Annotated in this window: 17 protein-coding genes; 6 read left to right on the top strand and 11 right to left on the bottom strand. The window is 42.3% G+C overall.

The window, feature by feature from the left end:
• Positions 1-390: 390 nt before the first annotated feature.
• The 3 genes from OL444_RS03015 to OL444_RS03025 all read right to left on the bottom strand — a co-directional run bounded on the left by OL444_RS03015 (position 391) and on the right by OL444_RS03025 (position 3,141).
• Positions 391-1,695: a hypothetical protein gene (locus tag OL444_RS03015; RefSeq protein WP_264734717.1), complete on the bottom strand. Its 1,305-nt coding sequence runs from the start codon at positions 1,693-1,695 to the stop codon at positions 391-393.
• 26 nt (positions 1,696-1,721) lie between these two features.
• Positions 1,722-2,273: a hypothetical protein gene (locus OL444_RS03020; protein WP_264734716.1), complete on the bottom strand. Its 552-nt coding sequence runs from the start codon at positions 2,271-2,273 to the stop codon at positions 1,722-1,724.
• 67 nt (positions 2,274-2,340) lie between these two features.
• Positions 2,341-3,141 (bottom strand): lipid II flippase Amj family protein, encoded by an 801-nt coding sequence (locus OL444_RS03025; RefSeq protein WP_264734715.1) that lies wholly within the window; start codon positions 3,139-3,141, stop codon positions 2,341-2,343.
• A 172-nt stretch (positions 3,142-3,313) separates the two neighbouring features.
• Between OL444_RS03025 and OL444_RS03030 the strand changes: the two genes are divergently transcribed.
• The gene (locus OL444_RS03030; protein WP_264734714.1) at positions 3,314-5,461 is read left to right on the top strand and encodes an alpha-galactosidase; all 2,148 of its coding nucleotides are present in this window, start codon (positions 3,314-3,316) and stop codon (positions 5,459-5,461) included.
• A 342-nt stretch (positions 5,462-5,803) separates the two neighbouring features.
• A complete protein-coding gene (gene cls / locus OL444_RS03035; RefSeq protein ID WP_264734713.1) occupies positions 5,804-7,282 on the top strand; it encodes a cardiolipin synthase in 1,479 nt (492 codons plus the stop codon).
• Between the two features lie 4 nt (positions 7,283-7,286).
• Here cls and OL444_RS03040 read toward each other — a convergent pair whose 3' ends face one another.
• The 5 genes from OL444_RS03040 to ybeY all read right to left on the bottom strand — a co-directional run bounded on the left by OL444_RS03040 (position 7,287) and on the right by ybeY (position 12,563).
• Entirely contained in the window at positions 7,287-7,712 is a 426-nt protein-coding gene (locus OL444_RS03040; RefSeq protein ID WP_264734712.1) for a hypothetical protein, read from the bottom strand.
• 114 nt (positions 7,713-7,826) lie between these two features.
• The gene (locus tag OL444_RS03045; protein WP_264734711.1) at positions 7,827-9,062 is read right to left on the bottom strand and encodes a porin family protein; all 1,236 of its coding nucleotides are present in this window, start codon (positions 9,060-9,062) and stop codon (positions 7,827-7,829) included.
• The gene (locus OL444_RS03050) at positions 9,055-9,648 is read right to left on the bottom strand and encodes an RNA polymerase sigma factor (RefSeq protein ID WP_264752003.1); all 594 of its coding nucleotides are present in this window, start codon (positions 9,646-9,648) and stop codon (positions 9,055-9,057) included. The genes OL444_RS03045 and OL444_RS03050 overlap by 8 nt, the downstream gene beginning before the upstream one ends.
• 360 nt (positions 9,649-10,008) lie before the next feature.
• Positions 10,009-11,877, bottom strand: coding sequence for a tRNA uridine-5-carboxymethylaminomethyl(34) synthesis enzyme MnmG (gene mnmG / locus OL444_RS03055; RefSeq protein ID WP_264734709.1), 1,869 nt, complete (start codon positions 11,875-11,877; stop codon positions 10,009-10,011).
• Between the two features lie 260 nt (positions 11,878-12,137).
• A complete protein-coding gene (gene ybeY, locus OL444_RS03060; RefSeq protein WP_264734708.1) occupies positions 12,138-12,563 on the bottom strand; it encodes an rRNA maturation RNase YbeY in 426 nt (141 codons plus the stop codon).
• Between the two features lie 168 nt (positions 12,564-12,731).
• On the opposite strand from ybeY, the gene OL444_RS03065 reads away from it, so the two are divergent.
• A complete protein-coding gene (locus tag OL444_RS03065; RefSeq protein ID WP_264734707.1) occupies positions 12,732-12,968 on the top strand; it encodes a FeoA family protein in 237 nt (78 codons plus the stop codon).
• A gap of 1,693 nt (positions 12,969-14,661) precedes the next feature.
• Here OL444_RS03065 and nadA read toward each other — a convergent pair.
• A complete protein-coding gene (gene nadA, locus OL444_RS03070) occupies positions 14,662-15,669 on the bottom strand; it encodes a quinolinate synthase NadA (protein ID WP_264734706.1) in 1,008 nt (335 codons plus the stop codon).
• Positions 15,670-15,854: 185 nt separating this feature from the next.
• Between nadA and OL444_RS03075 the strand changes: the two genes are divergently transcribed.
• The 3 genes from OL444_RS03075 to OL444_RS03085 all read left to right on the top strand — a co-directional run bounded on the left by OL444_RS03075 (position 15,855) and on the right by OL444_RS03085 (position 19,200).
• Positions 15,855-16,175 (top strand): hypothetical protein, encoded by a 321-nt coding sequence (locus tag OL444_RS03075; protein WP_264734705.1) that lies wholly within the window; start codon positions 15,855-15,857, stop codon positions 16,173-16,175.
• A 260-nt stretch (positions 16,176-16,435) separates the two neighbouring features.
• Positions 16,436-18,529 carry a peptidylprolyl isomerase gene (locus OL444_RS03080; protein WP_264734704.1) on the top strand — a complete coding sequence of 698 codons (2,094 nt, stop codon included), beginning with the start codon at positions 16,436-16,438 and terminating at the stop codon, positions 18,527-18,529.
• 164 nt (positions 18,530-18,693) lie between these two features.
• The gene (locus OL444_RS03085) at positions 18,694-19,200 is read left to right on the top strand and encodes a DUF2480 family protein (protein ID WP_264734703.1); all 507 of its coding nucleotides are present in this window, start codon (positions 18,694-18,696) and stop codon (positions 19,198-19,200) included.
• Here OL444_RS03085 and corA read toward each other — a convergent pair.
• Both corA and OL444_RS03095 read right to left on the bottom strand, forming a co-directional pair.
• Positions 19,197-20,297, bottom strand: a complete 1,101-nt coding sequence (corA, locus tag OL444_RS03090; RefSeq protein WP_264734702.1) for a magnesium/cobalt transporter CorA — start codon at positions 20,295-20,297, stop codon at positions 19,197-19,199. The two genes, OL444_RS03085 and corA, sit on opposite strands and share 4 nt — an antisense overlap.
• A 515-nt stretch (positions 20,298-20,812) precedes the next feature.
• A complete protein-coding gene (locus tag OL444_RS03095) occupies positions 20,813-22,072 on the bottom strand; it encodes a DUF3472 domain-containing protein (RefSeq protein ID WP_264734701.1) in 1,260 nt (419 codons plus the stop codon).
• Positions 22,073-22,124 lie beyond the last annotated feature (52 nt).

A 22,124-nucleotide genomic window follows, 5' to 3' on the forward strand; every position in this document is an offset into this window, starting at 1 on the left:
CCAGTAAGTCGATTGTTACACACATAATTTTTCGTTTGTACGTTACTGTTATTGATACTTGTTCCCTTCCTGAGATATCGTGGCTTTATTACATCCCGATAGCCCATCCTATGTTTCCGAATAATTGCTTCCTTGAAACAGTTCATCATCCCTCATGAACTGCAGATATCCATATTTTAATATGGTATGCTTAGAAAGCAATAAATAAAATAGAACAATCAACAGATGGAGATCTGTTCCCATTTTTCTACAATTCATTAAATATCATATTGGAAAAAATTATACATCCACATCGTTATAATGGAAAAAATTATCTATTATTATAACCTAACTGAGTTATAATGGAAAAAAATCTACCGATTCATTTACGGGAAATAATATTTTCCTTTCTCACTCCCCCGCCCCCTCTTCACAGAAAATCCGGACCAGATTATTCCGTTGAAAATCCGTTTTCAGTTCCAATGTTTTCGAGGATGATCCAAACCGGATACGCAACACTGCAGTATTAGGTGATATACTCCCCAGATTATCGGCCACAAAAAGTAATTTATTCTCTCCTGGTTGTAAAACAACCAGAAGCTGCTGCACTTGTTTTTTCACCGGAAATCCGCTGGCAATCCAGGTGTCATTTAACCGTAGCGAAATACTGTCGCCATCTTCCTGTTGTGCATCCCATAATTCCAGCACAATATTGCGTTGTTGCACCGTCAGAGAAGTAATAAACTGATCTTTCCGGGAAGTAGCCTGCTGCGTGTTTGTACGGGGTAACAATGGTGCTATAATACGCCTCGGGACAGTTGGTTCCCGATAAAGCTGTGCCACCAGAAACGTTGCATATTTATTGGAACGGTTACTGAAATCAAAACTATAGGGATGCCCATCAGCGTGCAGGCGCAGATCTCCGGTATTCGGTGGAATACCGCCATAGTTATCAGCAAAAAAAGTGAGGATGTTCAAACCGGTATCCAGCTGAAGCCGCTGCTGCCGGGTATGTTCATTGACTTCCATCCGGTCTTTCAGTAATACCCCGTTATGGAGTAGTGTAACGGTATCTTTATCCAGTTCATCTTTATCAATGATCATCATTTCTGCTACACTGTCTTTCACCTTTATCAGATCATAGATACCAAAGTAAATGGAATCCGCATCCCCCTCCAGTATCCGTTTTGTCTGCGTACTTTTCCAGGGAGCAACAGCTGTTTGTTTTAACCGGATATCTTCATTGTATAAAAAGTTGCGCAATGCCACTTTACTGTGCACATAAATTTCATCTTCTGCATATAAATTATGCATAAATAACCCGAAGGAATTTATCCACATTCTTTTTATATGCATGACTGGTGGGGTTCCGGCTTCATAGTCAAATGTACCGTTCAGATAAATCATCCAGGGGCCTAACCGGAAAGGGGTTTCACTGACTGGAAATTTATTTCTGCCTATACCCAGTTGCCAGTCATTTTTTTTGGCCAGTAGCAATTCGTAGGTACCGGAAAAAGATTGGTATTCCAGTTTCAGTAACGCGGGATACAAGGTTTGCTGCTTGCCTGCTCCAATCTGCAGTTCCAGGTGTATGGGCGCAGCAGTTCCCCGCTTATAGGTCATTTTCCAGGTACCCGGCCATTTATCTGTCTGGGCACCGGCTTTAATAACCATCGTCAATAGCAGAAACAGTAAAAGGTGCCGTATATACCTCATAGTAATAAGTTAACAACTTATCACAATTACGGACTTTCTACCGGCAAATTATCATCACATTTTAAAAGCGCCTGGATATGCCGGCTAATATTGGTGGAGCGGCGGTCTAAACGAGCCGTACTATGGCTCACCAACAAATCAAACAAGTCTATCTTTCCCCGTTGTACACATTTCCGGAATAAGGTCAGGTCTTCTTCATTGATCACCCTTTTTTCATCCATACAGCTGTATAGCAGCAGGTAGTGGACGTCGAATCTGCTATGATGGAGATACTGCAGAATAGGCCGCACATCGTGCTCACTGTTATCAAATACCAGACTGATACCGATGGCAAACGAAATATGTGCATGTATATGATGTTCCAATACATCCCTTACATGTGCCAGATAGGCGGCAGAGGTAATCGTACTGTTAGACGCATTGATGACGACAAAGCTTTGTCCATTCAAATGAGGAGCCGTAAAGGGTCGTTTAAATGGGAAAAAATGTTTCCGGTCAAAAACATGTTGTAACGTTCTTTTGGTACCTGCAAGCGGATAACCTACCAGCACAAATAATTTTCTAGGTTTAGAGTCCATCCCCAAAAAAGCACGAAATTTCCGAGAAAAATGTTAATCCGATCTTAACGCAAAAGGAAATAATATTTTACAGCGAAGCGGCCAATACAGCAATCACTTTTGCACAGGGTAAAAAGAGTACCTGCGCCAGCAAAGTACCCACTACCCGCGCCAGCACCATGTATATAATAAATCGCCGGAAAGCGGATTGACTCAGTTTTCCCAATACAACATCATCCGTCAGTACAGAGATGTGCGGATCTATAAACAACGACATCAGAATAGTGGCAAAACCATTGATGACGGCCGATAAATTACTGGCGGTAGTCCGATATTCGGGGTTCAGATAAGCAGCATATACACAGGACAACACGCCTATTGTTGTAATCGCTACCGCCAGCACATTGTAGGAAAATATTTTCCACGGAAAAGCGCTCTTAAAGTCCAGGTTTTTTACATGTGCTGCGGAGGGCATTTTAATACTCTCTTTTACAAACTGTATCCCGGCGCCGGAAAATCCCAAATAGAATAACGCCGGTAATGATTTATGCACACTGAAATGCACTACCGCCCGGGAAAACAGGCGCCGGAAAGTGGGTATCAGGAAAGCACCCAGTACCGTTCCCAGGGTGCAGGAAAAAATAATCAACTGGAAAACAAAGGTGTTTTCGAAAATATGGTCTTTTATATTTTGTTCCACTGTTTTGGCCAGTAGAGGTGCCTGAAATCCATTGGCAGTCCTGGATATTAATATTAGGATATTAAAAAGAGAGAAAGTAATGGCAATACGGCCTGTCTGTACTCCTACAATCCTTACCGCATAGGCTAACGTGCCAATAAGGTTGATCAATAGGGTAAGCGCAAGTACAATGATAATCTGGGTTGTCATTTCTGATATGGTTTTTCTGCGATTTTTAAAAGTAATAATTATTCAGCGGTTATGCCTGCTGAACGGGACCATGATACGATTTATATCTAAAAATTAACCTGCCGGTAAGGGATCATCCTTTCTTTTTATTTGTATTTTGTACGCTTATTCCTACGTTAGTAAATCCATCCACATGAAAAGATTAATGCTATTTTGTTTATTCCTGCTCCCATGTCTGGCATTTGCACAAAATCAGCTGATTCAGATAGCCACACAGCATACCAAACTGGTATACGGGATCAGTAGAGAAGGTAAACTTATACAACGTTTTCTGGGCGACCGGCAACAACCGGTACTACCGGATTCCCTGGTCAGATTAGTACAGGAAGCCTATGTACCTGCCGGTATGGAAAGCTTGCTGGACCCGGCAATACGGATGATACATCCAGATGGCAACCCATCCCTGGATCTCCAATATGTTACCCACGCCACTACCCGGAAAAACAACCTGGTAACCCTCACCACCATTACCCTTAAAGATCCCGTGTATCCGGTAAACGTTACCCTGTACTTCGAGGCCTATGAACAGGAAGATGTGATCAAAGCCTGGTCTGCCATCAGCCATACGGAATCTCAACCGGTACGGCTGACAGCCTATGCTTCTTCCATGTTGCATTTTAACCCCGGCAAATACTGGCTGACCCAGTTCCACGGCAACTGGGCAAAAGAAGCCAATATGACCACCCAATACCTGACACCAGGCATGAAAGTACTGGACAGCAAACTGGGGGTACGGGCCAATATGTTTCAGTCACCGATGTTTTTACTGGGTGTGGATAAACCGGCTGAAGAAAATACCGGTGACGTGCTGGCTGGGACCCTCGCGTGGACCGGCAATTTCAGATTCGGATTTGAGATCGATGAAAACCAGTCCCTCCATATCAGTTCCGGTATCAATCCTTACGCCAGCGAGTACACGCTGCCGCCTAACGAGGTATTCACCACACCGGCCCTGATCTTCACCTGGTCTTCCAAAGGAACAGGTTTAGCCAGCCGAAACCTCCATCACTGGGCACTCAACTATGGTGTACTGGATGGTCATGGCCCCCGGTTTACCCTGCTCAACAACTGGGAAGCTACCGGCATGGATTTTAATGAACAAAAGCTAACTCATTTATTCGGCGATGCCGCGCGCCTGGGCGTAGACCTCTTTTTACTGGATGATGGCTGGTTTGGCAACAAGTTTCCCCGCAACAACGATCATGCTGGTCTGGGAGACTGGGACCCGGATACCACCAAACTCCCGCATGGACTGGGTTACCTGGTGAAAGAGGCAGATAAACAAGGAGTGAAATTCGGTATCTGGCTGGAACCGGAAATGGTAAACCCCAAAAGTGAACTTTATTCCCAACATCCGGACTGGATACTCCGGCTTCCCAATCGGGCAGAACATTATTTCAGGAATCAGCTGGTGCTGGACCTGACTAATCCCGCTGTACAGGATTTTGTGGTGGGGGTAGTCGATAAAACCTTGTCGCAGGCGCCGGGGATAGCCTATATCAAATGGGACTGCAACCGCATGCTAACCAATACCTACGCTCCTTTCCTGCAGGATAAACAATCACACCTATTTATTGCCTATACCCGTAGTCTCTACCAGGTATTGGAAAGAGTAAGGGCCAAATATCCACACCTGCCTATCATGCTATGCTCCGGTGGCGGGGGCCGCACCGACTATGGCGCTTTAAAATATTTTACGGAATTCTGGCCCAGTGATAATACAGATGGGTTGGAAAGAATTTATATCCAATATGGTTATTCTCATTTCTTCCCGGCGAAAACAATGGCAGCTCATGTAACAAATTGGGGCCGGCAGTCGCTGAAATTCCGTACCGATGTAGCCATGATGGGCAAACTGGGTTACGATATCAAAGTGAGTGATTTTACGCCTCAGGAGCTACAGTTTAGCCAGCATGCAGTAAAAACGTATAGCCGTATCAGTGATATTGTATGGAGTGGTAATATTTACCGGTTGGTATCTCCCTATGAGCAACACAGGGCTGTCTTTTTATACAGCAGCGAAAACCGGCAACGGGCCATCATCTTTAACTACATGATGCAGGTACAAAAACAGGATATTTTTCCACTGGTAAAACTACAGGGACTCGATCCACATCGGCATTACAGAATCAAAGAAATAAACCTGTTTCCCGGCACTGTTTCTTCCTTTAATTTTCAGCGGGTATATCGGGGCGATTTCCTGATGAATGTGGGTATTAACTTATCTGGTGTACGCCCGCAGGCGCTCACCAGCAATATATTTGAGCTCACGGCAGAATAGTTGACAAGAAAAATACCGGAGTGTTTTCTCACCAAGCATCCCTTGTATTTTTTATACTTCCGGAGACGATTATTTTGTATATAACGTTAACGTATATACGTAATAATAAAATGATATTATCACCCTTCCTACGAACCGGTTTTCAGCTTACTGAAAACCGGTTCGTTTTTTCCCGCTTTCATCACAGTAATACAGTCGTTCTATACCCACTTTGATTGATTATCTTCACGGCATAATAATTACATTATTTATCATCAATAGCTCCAGGTATATCACCCGGAGCGGGCTAATAACAGTATCTGTTAATTAGTTATCTTTCATGTGTTTAAATCAGGAGAAACCTTGCATACCCTTATTACTTATCTGTCAGAATCAAACTGGCACATCTATATCAAGATAGGCAGCTACCTACTCATCGCACTTACATTTCTGGGAGTTGCCGGTACCATTCTGCTGGAAAACCGCAATCCGGTGAAAGCGATGGCCTATATTCTGCTGTTGGTATTTGTGCCGGTGGTAGGCCTCATTGTCTATTATTATTTAGGCCGGGACCTCCGTAAAAAACGACGCTTTACCCTGAAAGGCAGCAAAGATGAAGTGCTGTTTGCCAAATACTGGCAATCACAGCGGCCCCATATAGAACAAATGCAGGTAGAACTCCGAAAAAAAACAGGTAATAAACAGGAGCTTTCTGCCATGCTCCTGAATACCCGGCAATCTGTTTTAACGAAAAATAACCAGGTACAATTGCTGATCAATGGAGAAGAAAAATTTCCGGTCGTCTATGCTGCCCTCCGTGCAGCCAGACACCATATCCATATTGAATATTACATGATTGCCGACGATGATGTCGGTAACACCATAGCGGAGATATTAATAGAGAAACTGCAACAGGGAGTACAGGTACGTTTCCTCTACGATGATATGGGCAGCGATCGTATCGGTAAAATTCCCAAACGTCTCAAAGCACATGGCGCCAGTGTATATCCTTTTTCACCAGTGTTGGTAGATTTCTACCTGAATGCCAACTACCGCAATCACAGAAAAATCATTGTTGTAGACGGCACCGTTGGATTTGTTGGCGGCATTAACCTCGATGAACGATACATCAATAACGGCAAGCACAACATCTACTGGCGGGATACACACCTGAAAATAGAAGGAGATGCCGTAAACATATTACAGCTGCAGTTCCTGATGAGTTATCGCTATTGCAGTAAGGAAGTATTTCCCTTTGAAACGCCCTACTTTGGACCGTCTGCCCTCACCGGCACCTGTTTTACGGATATTGTAGCCAGCGGACCGGATTCTGAATGGCCGATGGCGATGGAATGTATATTAATGGCTATCAACGTCGCTAAAAGAAGAATCAGGATTACCAACCCTTACTTTATTCCTACGGAAGAACTGCTGACCGCCTTGCAAATGGCTGCCTTAGCAGGTAAAGAAGTACAATTGTTATTACCGTGGAAAGGAGACTCTTTTATAGTACAGCATGCAGCACTTTCGTATATAAAGCCATTACTGGCAGCAGGCGTAAAAGTATTCTTTTACACCCGTGGTTTTATTCACGCCAAAACCATGGTAATAGATGATAATCTGGCCTGGGTGAGCTCTGTAAATTTCGATAACCGCAGCTTTTACCTCAACTGTGAGATTGCCGCTTTATTGTATGATGAAGAAGTGGCGGCCAAATTAAACCGGGTATTTGAAGAAGATCTGTTGCATGCTGTTCCTGTCCAGGAAACGCGGTGGAACAAACGAAATGTGATGAACCGGTTCCTCGATGCGGTATGCCGTTTACTTACGCCCCTCTTATAGGGGCCTAATTCCGGTCTTCTTCAAGGTCAGGGAACTCACCCCTATCTTCTTCCAGATCTTCGTGCCTGTCGCCTCCCAGGCTATAAAGATTGTTTTCCTCATCTTCTTCCCCGATAGCTTCCGCGTCATCGTCCAATTCTGCGCCGGGAATATCCAGGTCATCTCCTACTTTATCCTGTCTCCAGTCAGGCACGCCTTCTTCCCGTTGTTCACCGCGGGTATGTTTACTTTCGGGCAGCTCACTGTTATGCCGGAAAGATCCGGTAACCTGGTCCATATCCAGATCTACGGATTTATCGCGGTTGTTGGGGTTCATGATGTCTTCGCTGGCAGGATAGGTAGGATACCCGGGAAATTGTTCCGTTTCTTTTACCGGTTTTTCGCTGTTTTGGGGCGCCGGTTTAGCATTTTTGTTGTTTTTGTTTGCCATAGTGATAAACATTTAACACTAAAAATGCCTGAAAATGTCGTGCCACAGCCGTTAGCCATGTATATAAACCATGTGGAAGCATAATAGGAATAGGGAATAACAGGTAATAGCTGCTTATTCCGCGTTTTTCCCAGGCATACTCAACTGTAGTGATACCCCAGCTGAATATAGCCGGATCTGCCCATCCCCGATCCCACTTAGTGGAATTTTGGCGTAAGGTTGTATCCCCATGAATAGCTTTTTCCCCACCCGATGTTGGTACAGAAGCCCCACGTTCAATACACCGAAATAATGTTGATTCTCATTTTTCAGGGAGCGTTCCTTTACCTGGCCATATTTGTAGTTATACCGGTATTTCTCCAGTACCATAAAATAATTGGATATCCCGGCTGTAGCACTAAACAGGCTGTTCTTTCTTTCCAGGAAAGCATAATTGACGTTGATCGGTATATCCAATACATCACAATAAGCTTTTACATTATCCAGTTTGTAATACATGGCCGGGTCCTGTGCCCAGGCCCAGGCTTTATAATCACCGGGAGGGGCCGCATATACTTTTTTATTGTAGATGGCGCCGGAAGTGGCAAACCATTTCCGGCCAAAGTAATAGTGCAAGACAACGCCGGCATTCACCCCCATATTACCATATTTGAACGAAGGCGTCACATTAATATCTGAGCCGAGGGTAATACCAAAATACAAACCCTTTCTCCTTTGGTTATTATGTACTACACGTTGATTAGCTATTGGCTGTATCTCAGTATTGACAGGTATTTCAATCGTGTCTTTTTTTTTCGTATAGTCGTTACAGTTATTAACAATTTTTAACGGCAGTAAATCATCATCCTCATCATAGCCGGATGCTATCAACGAAATATTACCGGCGGCAGGTAAATAGGCATCAGCAACTTCTTTTTCCGGGACAAGCACCTTAAAAGGGAGCGGTCTGATAATAGTGGGTGTAACAGCCCCAGATTTCTTTTCTTTATAATTCTCCGCAGTTGCCGCCAATGCTGTTTTCGGGAGATGATTAACTTTTAGGGGAGCCGGAACAGCCGCCGCCTGTAGCAGCTGGACTGCCTGCCCATTTGTAATAGCGGGATAGGAAATGGTGTCTGTAATAGCCGGAACCTGGAACCGATTTTTCCGGCTGATAGTGGTTGAAACAGGGAGCCACCACCACCCGGCTATTACCGGTAGTAGCAACAATAACCACCACCAGTATGCAGCGGGTTTTCGTCCCTCTTCTGCATCCAGGAGTAATTCCATTTTTCTCCAGGCATCCTGGTCAAAAGGAATATCAGCTTCATTCAGCTTTTCGCGGACACTATTTTCAAATGCTTCACTCATTTTTATACAACGACATATTTATCCCTATTCCATCTGTTGATGAATGATGTATGGTGGCTTTTATTATTTTTTCTTTCAGTATTTTTTTGGCTTTAAATAAGTTGGATTTGGAAGTGCCTTCTGAGATGCGCAACATACTGGCGATTTCCTGATGCTGGAAACCTTCCATTACATACAAATTAAATACAGTCCGGTAGGCCGGCGGTAATGTCTGTACTTCTCTCAGCAATTCTTCATAGGATAACTTCTCGACAATCCGATCATCTGTTCCGGGATCTTCTACCTGGGAAATGTCCTCTACGAAAACCAGCTTCTTTTTGTTTCTCAGAAAATCGATGGAAGTATTGACCATGATTTTTCCAAGCCAGGTTTTAAATGGTCTGGATGTATCAAAAGAATGAATGTGCTGGAATATTTTCAAAAAACCATCGTTCATAATTTCTACGGCTTCCTCCTTATTTTGTGCGTACCTCAAACAAATACTCATTCCGTACCCGAAAAAATTCCGGTACAGTAATTCCTGGCTGTTGCGGTCTTTCTTACAGCAACCTGCTATCAGGTCGTTAATATGGTGTTGGTCATGCACAAACAATTCTTGCCTGGTTTTATGAAGAACAGTTTTTGGTTCTTCTCAAAAGCATCCCGGTATAATTATCACAGTAAAAATGATGCTTCACCTTTTTATACGTGTAGATCAAAAAAAGGGTTGCCTGGGGCGCGAAAAATTATTTAGACGTAAAAAATCGCATTTTTAGGCGTTATTTTCACTTCACCCCTATTTTCAACACTTATATCCGGGCATTTCAAGATCTTCGAATTTTACCCCCTTTCTGAAAGTCGATTTTTGGCCGATTTCTCCATTTTTTTGCAAAAATGGACTTTAAAAAATCAAAAAGGCACACTGATGAATTCAGCATGCCTTTTAAATATTGTCGTTGTTTTATAATTATCGTCCCATGTATACCATCAGGATCTGCACATCACTAGGGTTCACTCCACTGATCCTGCTAGCCTGCCCCAAAGTATGTGGCCGTATCTTGTTAAATTTCTGTCGGGCTTCATTAGACAGCGATACCAATTTTGCATAATCAAAGTTCTCCGGAATCACCAGATCTTCCAATTGGCTCATCTTTTTCACCAATTCATTTTCCTTCTCAATATACACATCATACTTGATTTGGATCTCTGCCTGTTCCAAAGTTTCTTTATTGAATCCGGCCAGGGCCTGTCCAATCTTTGGTACCTGATCTTTCATAGCAAAGATATCCAGTCCCGGACGCAACAGAATCTGATGTGCCTTTTGTTTTTGGGTAAGTGGGGCTGATGATTTTTCGGTCAGCAATGCACTGATTTCTTCCGGTTCGATAGACAGTTCTTTCAGGATGTTTTTTATCTGTGTCACCCCATCTTTCTTTTGCTGTACTTTCTGCATTCTTTCTTCTGATGCCAGGCCCATTTTATAGCTTCTTTCCGTTAACCGGAGATCCGCATTGTCCTGACGCAGGAGTGTTCTGAACTCCGCACGGGAAGTAAACATCCGGTAGGGTTCTTCGGTACCCTTGTTGATGAGGTCATCGATCAACACACCAATATAGGCTTCACTTCTTTTCAGTACAAAAGGTGCTTCTTCTTTTGCCTTCAGGTGCGCATTGATACCAGCCATTAATCCCTGACAGGCAGCTTCTTCATAACCGGTGGTTCCATTAATCTGTCCGGCAAAGAAAAGGTTCTGCACTTGTTTGGTTTCAAGGGAGAACTGGAGCTGTGTAGGTGGGAAGAAATCATATTCAATCGCATATCCAGGTCTGAACATCCGGCAGTTTTCAAAGCCGGGCACCAGGCGTAATGCTTTCATTTGCACATCTTCCGGTAAAGAGGTAGAGAATCCGTTTACATAAATCTCTACGGTATCCCAACCTTCCGGTTCTACAAACAACTGATGCCGCTCCCTTTCGGCAAAGCGGTTTATTTTATCTTCAATGCTGGGGCAATAACGAGGCCCTGTTCCCTGAATACGTCCCTGGAACATTGGCGACCGGTCAAAACCAGTCCGTAACATCTCATGTACAGCATCGCTTGTATAGGTAATCCAGCAACTTCTTTGTTGAGCCGGTTTTATTTTTTCCACGTCGAGGTAAGAGAATCCTACTATTTCCTCATCCCCCAACTGTTCTTCCATTTTGGAATAGTCCAAGCTCCGGCCATCAATCCGGGGCGGGGTACCTGTTTTTAAACGATCGCTTTCAAAGCCCAGGGAAACCAGTTGTTCGGTGATACCGGTGGCCGCTTTTTCTGCCACACGTCCTCCGCCAAACTGTTTATCCCCGATATGTATTACACCATTCAGGAAGGTACCATTGGTAAGTACTACCGCTTTAGCTTTGATTTCATGTCCTAAGCCAGTAACTACCCCATAACAACGACCATCTTTTACCAATAATCCTTTTACCATATCCTGGTAGAAGTCCACATTCGGTGTCTTTTCCAAAGCCTCTCTCCACTTCGCGGCAAAAAGCATCCGGTCATTTTGTGTGCGGGGGCTCCACATAGCGGGCCCCTTGGAACGGTTCAGCATCCGGAATTGAATCATGGATTGATCCGTAATGATACCGGAGTAACCACCCAAAGCATCTATTTCCCGAACAATCTGTCCTTTTGCAATACCTCCCATGGCAGGGTTACAACTCATCTGAGCGATGGTTTGCATATTCATGGTTACCAATAGTACTTTGGAACCCATATTGGCAGCAGCAGCAGCAGCTTCGCAGCCCGCATGTCCTGCACCTACAACAATTATATCGTATGATGGAAACATAATCAATTTTAGAAAGTGCAAAATTACGTAGAAGAAGGGAGATTGTAGATAGAAAGTGGAATGTTCCACGTGGAACATTAGCAGCTACAAAAAGGGATCTGTTTTTCAGAAAATGACAGCGAAAATTAAAATGTTCCACGTGGAACATTCCCTTCTCTTCCTGTAAATTTCACAGAAATTTTTCGCTGATTCAAAAGATCCTAAAATGAAAAATGTTCCACGTGGAACATTTTAATGCTGGAATATTTTTAAAGAAAGATTTACGCTTCAAAGTAAAGTGCCAGATTCTCATCTTCTTTACTTCTCATCAGCTCCGCTTCTTTTTTACTTTTGTCTTTATACCCGCACAAATGTAAAGCACCATGAAAAATAACCCGGTGTAATTCCTGCTCATTTGAGACCCCAAACTTTAACGCATTGTCTACTACCCGATCAATACTAATATAAATTTCCCCCTCCGTTACATCCGGATCTTCTCCCATCTCAAAAGTCACAATATCCGTATAGGTATCATGCTGTAAAAACTGTTTATTGATTTCGAGCAGGTATGCATCTGAACAAAACACGTAATGCAAACTTTTTAACCCCTGCCCTTCTCTTTCAAATAATGCTGCAAGGAATGATTTTAATTTTCTCTTTTCTTTCAGGTTCACTTTAACCTCGTGAACTGTAAATTGAATTGCCATCTCGATGTCTAAAATTATATGCATGTAAAAGTAAAGTGAAATTTTGGATTCGATCCCTATTCTTTTTTGCATATTGCATCTTCAAGGGTACCTTTGCGAGGCATTCATTCATTATTAACAACTTCCCATGGTGCCGGGACTAAGTTTAAACAGATTAATCAGTAGATAATGAAAAAAGACATTATTAAATTATCCACCCTGTCGGCAGGTAGAAGCGCGGTAATTGTAGAATTCGAAAAAGATGATCTTCATATTAAACTGATGGAAATGGGTTGCGTACCTGGTGAAACAGTAAAGATCGAAAAAATTGCACCACTGGGTGATCCTATTTCAATAATGGTAGCCGGGTACAATTTGTCTTTAAGAAAAACTGAAGCTGATCATATTTGGGTAGAGGAAATATAATTTCCTCTACTTTTTTATTTTATCCCCAATAACACAGAAAATTTTCCGAAAAAATCCTCTTTTTTCCACTTCACTCACCTTTTTCCAGTGATTTACTCACATTTCTACTCCTTTTTTACAGAAATTTTTAATTAAAATAGAAAAACACAGAAATTTTTGTGAAAAAACGTCGCTTTTTCCACATTTCTTCCTAAAATTCATGTTTTTCCTCCCCGAAAATAATTATTTGCGAAATCTCTTTTACCTTTTCCACATTTTCATTGGGATTTCTTAAAAAAATATCTTCTTAAGCAAAGAATTATTTCTGCGCTAAAAAATTTACTTCCTCATTTTTTTGATGCCCTCTCCTTTCTCTTTTCCATCATCAGTTCAACCGCATAAAAAATATTTAATTCTCAAGACCTATCTCACCCGTTGAGAATACGCCGAACATTAAACTTCGTCCATCTTCCCGGATACAAAAAAATATGCAATTCTCAGTCGCCACCCATCATCATCTCATCAGCACAAAATTCAAAAACATGTCCTTACCCCGGAAAAATATTGCAGACACAATTCTCAGCGCCTTCCCTTTCCGCTGAGAATCTTACTAAATTTTATTCCGCAAAAGGAGGATTACACAATCACAAAATTCTGGATTCTCAGCGCCCTCCTTGTGCGCTGAGAATTGTTCCAAAATAAAATTCCGGGAAAAATTTAAAGCTGGTACAGGCATACAATTCTCAGCGCCTTGTCAGCGCGCTGAGAATCTATTGTAAAAAGCCCATCCGATCAGCGACTAAAAAGTAGCTGGTAATATCTCATTCTCAGCGCCTTCATAACGCGCTGAGAATTTCACCGATTAACCCAAAACAAGACTGAAGCTTATTTATTCATTTCATCGGATTCTCAGCGCCCTCGCAAAGCCCTGAGATTTTAATGGATGCCGCGACCTCCGGGGTACCCTGGAACTGCCCTTATTCTCATGACCTTATGAGCGTGCTGAGAATAATACAAAATGCAAAATCCCGTGGTTACCCCAGCATCTGAAAAAAAATTCAATTCTCATGGCCTTCCTAAAAAATAACATCCTTGCTACCTGAGCATCCAATAGCGCAATAAAAAATATAAAGATGAATGGTAATATCAAGTCGTTAGGTATGGCTGTAAACGGCATTTAATGCACAAAAATCTGTAAAGAAGAAAAAAAGATAAGGCCTGAGAATACGATAGAAAATTTACTTACGGCGTAACCACACAGAAAAAAAATTTATGAAATTCTCAGCGCCTTCATTTTTGAGTAGGCTCCCACTGCGACAGTTAAAATTTCGCACCCCATATCAGGAAAAAATACAAATACAGCATCCTCATGAAATAACTAGTGCGCTGACAATAGAATAAAAAATAAAAACCTGCACTTACCCAAGGAGATAAAAAAAAATTGGATTCTCAAGCCGCTAAAAAACAAAAAAACAACGGTAAATTCTTTCAAGAATGCTCTGAAGCCATACCAGCACGTGAATAAAGGAGAGATGTCGGGAAACAAACTAAAATATCGAAAGCTCAGCAGCTTCATAACACGCTGAGAATTAACCGATTCGTATACACATACGAAAGCCGTGAGTATATACAATTCTCACGGCTTTCAGTCAGTAGATTTAAATCTATTATATAAAAATAAAATTCAAATTTAATTGTAAATCAACATGTTATATTAAAGTCCAGCTTGTGCACTAATTTCCAACATCCGCTCAATCGGCTTTTTAGCCGCTATACGCAGTGTTTCTTCCATAGTAATTTCCGGCTGTTCGTATTCCATACACAGGTAAAGCTTCTCCAGTGTATTCAATTTCATGTGTGGACAATCATTACAAGCACAAGCATTATTTGGTGGAGCAGGAATAAATGTTTTACCCGGATTTTCTTTTTGCATCTGGTGAAGAATACCCGTTTCAGTAACAACAATAAATTCCTGGGCATCATCTTTCTGACTGAACTTCAGCAACGCCGTGGTGGAACCAACAAAATCTGCAATAGCCAACACCGCCGGTTCACATTCCGGATGGGCAATTATTTTTGCCTTTGGGTGACGAATCTTCAGTTTGGTGATCTTTTCCAGGGAGAAAATTTCGTGTACCATACAGGCTCCATTCCACAAAACCATGTCTCTACCCGTTTTTTTGATCAGATAGGCCCCTAAATTGCGATCAGGTGCAAAGATGATGGGCTGATTGTGAGGGACGCTTTCAATGATTTTTTCGGCATTAGAAGACGTACAAATGATATCGCTGAGTGCCTTGATACCCGCCGAACAGTTAATATACGAGATAACGATGTGATCAGGATAACGATCCCGGAACTTTTTAAACAGTTCCGGAGGCGCGCTGTCGGCCAGGGAGCAGCCGGCCTTGAGATCCGGCAACAGCACTTTTTTCTGTGGACTCAGGATTTTTGCGGTTTCCGCCATAAAATGTACGCCGGCAAAAACAATGATGTCTGCATCTGTCTTCGCAGCTTGCTGACTAAGTCCCAAACTGTCTCCGATATAGTCCGCCACATCCTGGATATCCGGCTCCTGATAATAGTGCGCCAATACAATGGCATTTTTTTTCTTCTTTAAATTTTCGATCGCTGCAAATAAATCCAAACCCGGGTCAACTGATATATCCAAAAATCCATTGTGTTGCAAATTTTTTTTCGCATCAGCGATTTCTATAATCATAGCTATATACTTATTTAAATATTTAAAAGAAAAAGCCCACTACTATTAGGGCTGTGAATATGTGGAAATTAATTTTCCAGCCCGTGTACAAATGTAGTTGTTATTCCTTTTTTCTACACTTTCCACATCTAATTAACATACCATTTCCGCGCCAATACTGGATTTTCGTGTTTTCATCCACATACGTGGATATCGTTGTTGGTGAAAATCTTTTCTGTGATGTGTGTATTAGGAAAATGTTAAAAGATGCCATTTACTATCCACAAAACAGAGCCCGGATTTTTAAGCGTAACTTTTGGCACAATAACAAAATTACTTTTGCCTGTGTACAAAGGCATGTTTTCCCACCTTATTTTGGCTTTTACAGGGGTTTTTACACATCAATTGTGGAAAAAAAATGGCCGGGAATGAAAAATGGTCAAAACGATACTGAATGGATTATAGGTGTATTTTATTCACATTTTCATGTGGATTGTGAAAAAGCTGTTTTTAACAATTGTGTATAAACCATTCTGAACGGTCAACCGTCATTTTAGGGTAATTATCAGCTACAGCGGGCCTTTAAAAACATCAAAACAAGTAAAAAAATAAACCTCCTCATTTTACTCACATGTGGAAAACCTGTGAATGATATACAGCCCACAAAAGTGTTAGAATGCCATGAAACCCTTTACTGTAAAGGGTTTCATGGCATAAAATACTCTTTTGCAGTTACAGTTATTTTATTCTATTTTTGCTATCCTTAAAAATGTAGACTATATAATATATGTCAGTAATTCAGAAAATCAGGGACAAATATGCCGTCGTGATCGTAGTAGTGATTTGCCTGGCTATTGTTAGTTTCCTCTTGCAGGATGCCTTTTTTGGCAAAAGTTCTCTTGCCCGCCGTGATACGAGCGTAGGTAAAATCAATGGAGAAGAGCTGGATTTCGGAGAATACCAGCGTCGTATTCAGGATGCCGAAAACGGCGCCCGTCAGCAAATGCCTAACGGTAATATTGATGAACAAACCCGTCAGTATATCCGTGAGCAGGTGTGGAACCAATTTCTGAATGAGCAGATTATGCAGGCCCAATATAAAAAACTGGGTATTGCAGTGACAGAAGCAGAAGTGGTGGATCAGATAAAAGGTAAAAACCCGAATCCGATTGTGGTACAACAATTTACCCGTGATGGTAAATTTGACCGCGTTGCCATGGAGCAAACCATTGCCCAGGCAGGTACCAATCCACAGATCCGTGCTGCACTGGAACAACTGGAAAGCTATATCGCCAAATCACAGGAGCAACAGAAATATCTTACCCTGGTTAAACAAGGTGTATATTATCCTTCCTGGCTGGCTAAACAACAGCTGGCAGATAACAGTCAGACAGCTACTGTATCTTATGTAAATGTTCCTTATGCTTCTATTGCTGATTCTACTATTAAAGCAACCGATGCAGAAATGGAGCGTTTTATCCAGGATCACAAACAACTGTTCAAAGTAGAAGAATCCCGCAAAGTAGAATATGTATCTTTTGATGCTGTTCCTTCTGCTATTGATTCCAACGCTGCGATTCAGCAGATTCTGGCCCTGAAAGCTGAACTGGATACCACTAAAGATGTTGCCGGTTTTATTAACCGTAACTCTGATATTAAATTCTATGATGGATACGTTTCCAAAAACGAAGCGAAAGTTCCTCAGAAAGATTCTATCGTAAATCTGCCGGTAGGCGCTATCTACGGTCCTTATTATGATAATAACCTGATCGTGTTTGCGAAAATGGTTGATCGTAAAAGCATGCCGGACAGCGTGAAAGTACGTCACATCCTGATTGCTTCTGGTCCTCAGGGTGGTGCTCCGGATTCTATTGCTAAAAAACGTGCAGACAGCATTGAGGTAGCAGTAAGAGGCGGCGCCGACTTTAAAGAACTGGTAACCCGCTACTCTGATGATCCGGGTAGTAAAGAAACCGGTGGCGAATATGATATTACCCCTTCTACTCAATTTGTACCTGAATTTAAAGCCTTCGCCTTTGAAGGAGCTAAAGGTCAGATTAAAGTGGTAAAAACTCAGTTTGGCTACCACGTTATGCAGGTGATGGATCAGAAAAATATTGGTCCGGCTATTAAAGTAGCTTACCTCGGTAAATCTGTAGATGCCAGCAAAGAAACCAACAATGCCGCTTATGGCGCTGCCAGCGACTTCGCCGGTAAAAGCCGTAGTGCTGCTGCTTTCGAAAAAGAAGTACAGCAAGGTAAATTGAATAAAAGAATTGCGGATAACGTACGCCCGATGGATTTCGTGATCCCAGGTATCGGACAATCCCGCGAACTGGTGCGTTGGGCTTATGAGTCTAAAAAAGGTGATGTCAGCAACGTATTTACTTTCGATGATAAATATGTAGTAGCTGTTTTGACCAGCATCCGTAAAGAAGGTACTGCACCACTGGCTGATGTAAAACCACAGGTAGAAGCAGAAGTGAAAAAACATAAGAAAGCAGAACAGATCCTGGCTAAATTACAAACACCAGCTTCCCTGGATGCTGCTGCCAAAGCTACCAACCAACCGGTGCTGAAAGCAGAAGGTGTTACTTTCGCCACTCCTTTCATTGCTTCTATGGGCTTTGAACCACGTGTTGCCGGTGCTGTCTTTAACAAAAAATGGGGTACTGCCAGCGTATCTGCACCTATCGAAGGTAATGCAGGTGTATATGTTATTAAAGTAGATGCTTTCCAACCAACTGCAGCTCCTGCACAGGATATTGCTACCCAGCAGGCTGCCTACGAGCAAAGCATTAAATCCATGCTGGATCAACAACTGTTTGAAGTGCTGAAGAAGAAAAGTGATGTGAAAGATAACCGCAGCAAATTTTTCTAATAGTTACATTTTTACTGACATAGTCATAGAAAGGGAAGCTTTACCGCTTCCCTTTTTTAATGACCATTATATATTTATTATTTTAATGTAATTGTGGTGCATTGCCCCCCTTGCAATATTCCTGGTTTGATATTCGTAAATTTGTTGTTATAAATAAGGAGAAAATGGACGAAATCATAAATAAAGTAGCGCAGAGTGGCCTGGAAACCATAGACCTGGAACATTATTTACCTCAGGGAGAGATTGTGGTATTTGATCTGAAAGCACACCTCTTTATGGGCATGATCCTGAAAGAGAAAGATTTCAGAACCGCGATGCAGTCACTGGACTGGGAACAATACCGTGGAAAAAATGTGGGTTTAATCTGCAGTGAAGATACCGTGATTCCTTTATGGGCTTATATGCTGGTGATGACGAACCTCCAACCTGTAGCTGCCTATGCTGCTTTTGGCGACGCGGAGTTTATCTATAAAACCCTGTTCCTGCAAAACCTGGCCAAACTGGATGTGGAAGCCTTCAACGACAAGCGTATTGTAATTAAAGGATGTGGGGATAAACATGTCGGAGAAGTAGCCTATGCCGAAGTAACCCGGTTATTACGCCCGGTAGCTAAAAGCATCATGTATGGTGAACCTTGTTCTTCAGTACCGGTATATAAAAAGAAGGGTTAAAACCAGCCCCGCTTTCTGAATAAAACAATCATCAGTATCAACAGTATGCCCATGGCTCCCAATGTATAGAAGTAACCCATCGGGGATTTGAGCTCGGGCATATTTTCGAAATTCATACCATAGATACCCGCTATCAGCGTGAGGGGGGCCATCAGGGTGGTTACCACGGCCAATACCTTCATGATCTCATTCATTTTCAGATTGAGCTGGGTATGGTACATCTCCTGCAGATTGAGTACCATATCGCGGTAGTTATCTGCCAGGTCATTACATTGAATGATATGGTCGTATACATCTTTGAAGTACTTGGTAACTTTATCGTCCAGTAAATCACTTTCACTTTTCAAAAAACCATTTACCAGTTCCCGCACCGGTGCGATGGCCCGTTTAAACAGGAACACCTGGCGCCGTAAAAAGTTAATGCGGGCCAGACTACGTTTATTCGGTGTGTGTTGTACTACATCTTCCATCAGCTCTATCCGCTCCCCTAACTTATCCAGTACAACAAAATAATTATCGATAATTACATCCAGGAGAGAATAACAAAGATAATCTGCGCCTCCGTTACGTATCCGGGAGCCGTGTAATTGCAGTTTATCTCTCACCGGGTCAAATACGTCACGCTCAGGATCTTCCTGAAAAGAGATCACAAAATTTTTCCCCAGTACAATGCTCACCTGCTCTAAATCTATCGTAGCACTGCCGGCATTAAAATATATCATCGGCAGCAAACAAAACAGCCGGTCTCCAATCATATCCATTTTAGCCCGCTGCCCTACACTGAGTATATCTTCTTCAATCAGCGGATGGATCTGAAACTTTTCACATACGGTGTGCACATCTTCTTTACGCAGTCCGTCGATATTTATCCAGCTGAGTTTGGAGGAAGAGAGATAGGGAAAAGTAGCTGCTATATCAGGCAGTGTGGTGGTTTGGCAGTTATCGCTGCTATAGTCAAATACGGTGATCTTAGTTTCGGCTGCAGGTGTACGGGTTGTAGTACCGGTAGCGGGATTAAAATTCATAATCCGCTCTTTCCTTACCTTGAAAGGATTAAGCACATCCGGAATCGGTAAAATATTTTTTTTTGCAGCCATATGCCCTATGTATTTGCTGGATTGAAAACCGAATTTAAATTAAAATAAGATTCCCTTAATCATTACTTAATAACAGCAGCCTACATTCGTTATTCAATGTAAGACAGGAACTATTCCTACACCTATGAAAATGATATGTAGTTGTTTGTAAACCCCACAAGAGTGATGAATACTTTCCGTATTCCGGAAATAGCTATTAAAGGCAGGGCAGTAATGCCCTGCCTTTGCTCATTTTGAGACAGCTACTGTGTAATTTTTCCATTTTTAGTGTATGCAATCCCGTTAGTACTGTATTTATCTTCTTTTTATCCATTATCCGATGCTTTTTTCTGACCGGGGGCTTAACCAAAAAAATGCAGGAGAGAATAGATAATAAATTTGTCACATTTAGCCCATGGGGTAACTATATTAATAAACAGGAATACCTGTCAGCCAATACTGATATTACTATTTATCTTATGTAGAGAAGCAATGATTTCCCCGCCTGGTACAGCCACCAGGCAGGGAGGTAATTATCAGAACCGGGGCAAGACTATTTCCGGATGTGTGCCGGCTGCCGGCCGTTCAAACAGATCGCCATACTGTGCATTGGCCGGTTTAAAACCGCTGTTCCACAGATAAAACCAACCGTTTTCCACACCACCACCGTAGTCTATACGATCTTTAGCCCTTGCGGTAGCATCGTTGGTGAATTTTGCTTTTGTAAGTGCGATCCATTCGCCGGTGTCTGTTTTAATCCAATGGTTACCAAAGTATCCTTTTCTGCCGATATGCCCGTTTTCAAAAGAGAAGTTTTCGAGAAATGAATACAGGTGTCCCATATATTTCCCATCTTTTGGTGCGCGGAAACTGGCGATCAGTTTCCATTCCTGGTGTTCGGGTACATAGAAATAAGCGGTATAGGTAGTGGTGTTGCCTGTTGGTACACTATGCATCAGAAAACGATAGGTAGCTCCGGCCTGCCAGTTATACACCCAGTGACTGTGGCCACCGGTACCTTCTCCACCAAAACCGCTGGCGATTACACTATCCCCTTTTGCCAGCATCACTACCTGATCTTCATATTTTACTTTGCTGCGCTCTTCGGGTTCTCCGCCTGCATCCCAAACAGAAAAAATAATTCTTCTTTCAGTAGGAGAATTTACCTGCATCCCAAAATATCCGCGATGAAAACCGCAAGACATAAAGTAGGTACCTGTTTTATCTTCTCCTGCCGGTACTTTTATTTCGCCATAAAACCATTCGGCATTTTTTCCTTCCGGAACCGGATAGTTTAAATGTACGGAAGCGGCCCGACGCCAGGGTTTGGGGTTAAATTGTATCTGTTGGGCTGCGGCTCCTTCCAATGTAACCGACTGAATTTCCGCATAGCTATTACCCGTCTTCTCTACTCCTTTTAAAGAGATGCAGTAGAAACCTGGTTGTTTGATGCTGGTTTGCAATGCGGGTATTTTTTCATAATCACTATTGTTAGGAATGCTGATTATTTTTTCAGTTCCGTTGATGCTTACCTTGATTTTGTTGGGAGCCGTTGATTTTGCCATCAATGCTATTTTCAGTGGTCCTGTTTTAACAGCGTGAAAATAGAAATTGACTGCATTGGTATTATCAGTCCAGTTGATAATACCTTTTGCTTCGTCTATCGTGACATTTTCTTCCAAAGGATCAGCGTAAGCTGTAAATCCGGGTAATACAGCTGCTGCTGTCTGGGCAAAAGTGTAGCCGGCGCTCACAGCAATAGTGAGTAATGTTGCCATCATTTTTTTTCTGTTCATTGTTCATCAGTTGAGTAACAACAAAGAAAACTGCCGGCCACGCTAAATGCAA

The sequence above is a fragment of the Chitinophaga nivalis genome (genome assembly GCF_025989125.1).
Classification (GTDB): Bacteria; Bacteroidota; Bacteroidia; order Chitinophagales; family Chitinophagaceae; genus Chitinophaga; species Chitinophaga nivalis.

Bases quoted from the DNA above. Each gene is read 5' to 3' on its own strand.
- corA (WP_264734702.1), bottom strand. From the start codon at position 20,297: ATGGCTGCAAAAAAAAATATTTTACCGATTCCGGATGTGCTTAATCCT.
- OL444_RS03015 (WP_264734717.1), bottom strand. From the start codon at position 1,695: ATGAGGTATATACGGCACCTTTTACTGTTTCTGCTATTGACGATGGTT.
- OL444_RS03080 (WP_264734704.1), top strand. From the start codon at position 16,436: ATGTCAGTAATTCAGAAAATCAGGGACAAATATGCCGTCGTGATCGTA.
- OL444_RS03020 (WP_264734716.1), bottom strand. From the start codon at position 2,273: ATGGACTCTAAACCTAGAAAATTATTTGTGCTGGTAGGTTATCCGCTT.
- nadA (WP_264734706.1), bottom strand. From the start codon at position 15,669: ATGATTATAGAAATCGCTGATGCGAAAAAAAATTTGCAACACAATGGA.
- OL444_RS03025 (WP_264734715.1), bottom strand. From the start codon at position 3,141: ATGACAACCCAGATTATCATTGTACTTGCGCTTACCCTATTGATCAAC.
- OL444_RS03045 (WP_264734711.1), bottom strand. From the start codon at position 9,062: ATGAGTGAAGCATTTGAAAATAGTGTCCGCGAAAAGCTGAATGAAGCT.
- OL444_RS03095 (WP_264734701.1), bottom strand. From the start codon at position 22,072: ATGAACAGAAAAAAAATGATGGCAACATTACTCACTATTGCTGTGAGC.
- mnmG (WP_264734709.1), bottom strand. From the start codon at position 11,877: ATGTTTCCATCATACGATATAATTGTTGTAGGTGCAGGACATGCGGGC.
- OL444_RS03085 (WP_264734703.1), top strand. From the start codon at position 18,694: ATGGACGAAATCATAAATAAAGTAGCGCAGAGTGGCCTGGAAACCATA.
- OL444_RS03030 (WP_264734714.1), top strand. From the start codon at position 3,314: ATGAAAAGATTAATGCTATTTTGTTTATTCCTGCTCCCATGTCTGGCA.
- OL444_RS03065 (WP_264734707.1), top strand. From the start codon at position 12,732: ATGAAAAAAGACATTATTAAATTATCCACCCTGTCGGCAGGTAGAAGC.
- ybeY (WP_264734708.1), bottom strand. From the start codon at position 12,563: ATGGCAATTCAATTTACAGTTCACGAGGTTAAAGTGAACCTGAAAGAA.
- OL444_RS03040 (WP_264734712.1), bottom strand. From the start codon at position 7,712: ATGGCAAACAAAAACAACAAAAATGCTAAACCGGCGCCCCAAAACAGC.